Origin of the sequence: Actinomadura sp. NPDC048032 (genome assembly GCF_040653175.1) — a bacterium.
Lineage (GTDB): Bacteria > Actinomycetota > Actinomycetes > Streptosporangiales > Streptosporangiaceae > Spirillospora > Spirillospora verrucosospora.
Genome location: NZ_JBEZJP010000639.1, coordinates 1 through 3,171 on the forward strand (window position 1 = coordinate 1; position 3,171 = coordinate 3,171).

Genomic DNA, 3,171 nt, shown 5'->3' on the forward strand with positions numbered 1-3,171 from the left:
TCTCCGGCTCGCCGCCGGCCCCGACCCGCAGCCGCTCGCCCCACGGAGACACCGCCACCTGGTGCAGGAACCCGGTGACGTCGGCGCTCACCACCTGAAACGCGAAGAGCGTTCGTGTTGGGCCTTCACCTCCATCAGGAGTGCTTCAGCGTCAACACGAACGCTACCCGGTACTCAGAGTTTCTACTAGTACTTTGAGTACTAGAAGACGTACTTTTTCTACGCGCCCACCCTCTCGGCGAGTTCTCGCAGGTCAGAGGAGGGCGGGTCCTGCATGGTCAGCAGGTCGGACACGACCTGACGCACGACCCGGTGGTTTCGTACCTGCTCCGGCGTGATCGACTCCGCCTCCAGCAAGGCCGCAACAGCCCCATCGACCTGCCGCCGCTGGGCGTGCGCACGCGCGAGGTCGACTTGCAGCCTTGCCCGACGCTCACGGGACAACGTCGAGGTGTCGACCTCGCTCCCGGCCCGAAGAGCGTGGCCGGCGTCTCCCAGCTCTACCGCCACGGTGACCTCATGCAGGACGACGTTCGCCGGACCGAACTCGGTGTTGTAGTCGTTGCGGCCGCTCCCGAGCCGTTCAGCGACCTCACGAGCCCGCGCCAGATGCTCATACGCCACGTCAGCCTGATTGAGCCGCGCCGCGGCCATGGCCCGCTGCAACGTCAGCCCGCCCCATAGGGACATGGCTTCCGGCTTGCCCTGGTCGACCAGGAACCACAGCGCGTCAGTGGCCGTCCGGGCGTTCTCCTCGGCCTGGTCGAAGTGCCGCGCCCCCAGGAAGACGAACCCGAGCCGGAAGGCGCCGGCGGCCATCATCAGCGGATCGCCCGCACGCTCGGCCGCGACGATGGCGCGGTCAGCAGCAATCCACGAGGCTTCCGGCTCGTTGAGCTTGGACAAGGCCGCCGAGCAGGCTTGATATGTCGCCGCCAGCAGGTTGAACAGCTCTGCCCGCCGCTCCTCCGGCGCCGACCGCACCGCGGTTTCCAGCGCCGGCACCAGGCCCCGGAGCAGGTCCGCAAGCTCTACATAGTGGCTCTCATGCGCCAGTTCCCAAGCCCGGTCGACTCGCGGCTTGATCTCCGCCGTAGGCGGGACGGGAGCCGAGTGCAGCATGGCCCGCAGCGAGTGAGCGCCCGACAGCACCAGCCTTAGCCCGGCCGACCCCGGCATCTCCTCACTCGACGCGGCGACAACCGGAGCTTCGGCCGCCAACTCCGAGAGCGGAAGCTCCAGCACCTCGGCGACCTTCTCCAAGACCGACATGCGGTCGACCTTGCGCACGCCGCGCTCCACCTGGGAGACCCAGGCAACGGACCGATCGATCAGCCGCGCCAGCTCAGGCTGAGACAGCCCCCGCCGCTTGCGCTCCTGAGCGATCCGCCGCCCGAGCGCCCTTTGATACTCAGTGCTCACCCTGACGTTCCCTTGCCTACCTGTAGGCCCAACCAGTCGACCTCCACCGAGGCGAGCAGGTCATCACGAGCACTGAGGAAACGCCGAACGTGGTCCTGCTCCTCGTGCGCGTCGAAGGCCGCCCGGTCCCGATACAGCTCATAGAAGATCCTCTGCAGCGGCTGCCCGTCGACCTTGTGCACCGCGTAGATCAGCGTGCCCGGCTCTTCCGTTTCGATCTTGCCGATCGTCTCGGAGACCAGCTGGTCGAACTTACCGGCGCTCTCTTCGTCCTTGCAGGTGAACCGGACCATCAAGCCGAACATCGGCACCCTCCTTCGTCGCCTCTACGAGATCAGTACTTATTGTGCGGCGCAAGTACGCGAAGTGACTTGTACTTGAAGTACTGTACCCGTACTTTGAATACCAATCCAGGTTGGTGGGGCTCTGACCAGCAAGATCACCGCGATGAGCTGGCCGATCAACCTCGCAAACACCGTCCAAAGGAACCCGTATGCCCGTTCCCCCAGACGCCCCGACGCCGCACGCAGCAGACACCCACCTACGTCCACCAGGCGGCAACCCACGCGAATGGCGAGACGCAGCACTCGCCTTGATAGCCGCTCTGGATCAGCGCGGCTTAACCGCCAAGCCATGGGGACAGGGCGCGGTGATGGCCGTGAACCTGGCCGGCGAGCCAGCACCCGACAACGCCTTGGGTCAGGTGCTGAGCCCCGGCCTACGCCAAGAAGTCAGATGCCACCCGCACAGCAGCGACCGCGAGCTGTGGTGGCACTGGGTCTGGTCCGGCCCGACCCGCGGCTCCGAACCAGAGCTTGAACCGCTGTGCCCGCTGTGGGAGACCGAGTTGGCCGCCGACCGTATCGGGCGCGTCCTCGCTCTCACGAAGGAGGGCGACGGATGATCGACGAATCCGCCGTGACCCTACGACTATGGGGACGCCGAGCCCGCCGCTTCGTCCGCTGGTTCGGCACCAGAGACCGCCAGGATCGCAAGGCCATGTGGCACCTCGACCGCCTCGCCGAAGCACTCGCCGCCCAGGGATGGCGCACCAGGCGACGCTTCCACGTCTCCCCGGCAACACTGCGGGTCGGCCCGACCAAGCACGCACCGGCCACCGAGGAACTCAGCGCCACCCACTTCGGCCGCTGGGTCTACCTCACCCGCAGCAACCCCCAACCCATCCCCTGCGCCGACCTGGACCAGGCGGTCACCGAGGTTGAGCGAATCCTTTGGGGCCGACTCCACGAGCCGAGCCGCGGGAAGGCCCGATGCCATGAGCGGCAACGCTGAGACCAAGCGGGCCGCCCAAGTCCTCGCCGAGATGTTCCCCGGCATCCAAGCCTGGTACGGCGAAGCGACAGGGGAGTGGTGGGCCATGATCCCCCTACCGACCGGCGACCGCCTACTCTCGGCCCCCGACGTCCACCAGCTACGCGAGCAGCTCACCCTGACGAAGGGGTGGCCATGGCATCAGAGGTGAACACCCTCGACCACTCCCCAACCGACCGACCAACCTGAGCTAGTTCCGCACACGGCCCCTGAGTTGCACCACCACCAGGTCCCTGACCAGGCAACTCAGGGGCCGACGCATGTCCAGAAGACAAGATCAGCCGAGAGGCACACCCGCCGGATGAGAACTTTCTCTACGTCTTCAAGGGCGCCCGCTACGCGGCCGCCGGCGGCCGCCCGCCCCGGCGCGCCGGGCATGCGGCCTGTCCCGTCCGGTCCCGCCGCGCCGCGTCGCCC

Annotated in this window: 4 protein-coding genes; 2 read left to right on the forward strand and 2 right to left on the reverse strand. The window is 67.1% G+C overall.

The features are described from left to right. Positions 1 to 219: 219 nt before the first annotated feature. Both AB0C69_RS40430 and AB0C69_RS40435 read right to left on the reverse strand, forming a co-directional pair. Complete coding sequence (locus AB0C69_RS40430) at positions 220 to 1,422, reverse strand: helix-turn-helix transcriptional regulator (RefSeq protein WP_360361773.1); 1,203 nt, start codon at positions 1,420 to 1,422, stop codon at positions 220 to 222. After that, entirely contained in the window at positions 1,419 to 1,727 is a 309-nt protein-coding gene (locus AB0C69_RS40435) for an antibiotic biosynthesis monooxygenase (RefSeq protein ID WP_353831371.1), read from the reverse strand. Before AB0C69_RS40435 ends, AB0C69_RS40430 begins: the two co-directional genes overlap by 4 nt. A 595-nt stretch (positions 1,728 to 2,322) precedes the next feature. On the opposite strand from AB0C69_RS40435, the gene AB0C69_RS40440 reads away from it, so the two are divergent. Next, positions 2,323 to 2,715, forward strand: a complete 393-nt coding sequence (locus AB0C69_RS40440) for a hypothetical protein (RefSeq protein WP_360361776.1) — start codon at positions 2,323 to 2,325, stop codon at positions 2,713 to 2,715. Then, entirely contained in the window at positions 2,699 to 2,905 is a 207-nt protein-coding gene (locus AB0C69_RS40445; RefSeq protein WP_360361779.1) for a hypothetical protein, read from the forward strand. Before AB0C69_RS40440 ends, AB0C69_RS40445 begins: the two co-directional genes overlap by 17 nt. Positions 2,906 to 3,171 lie beyond the last annotated feature (266 nt).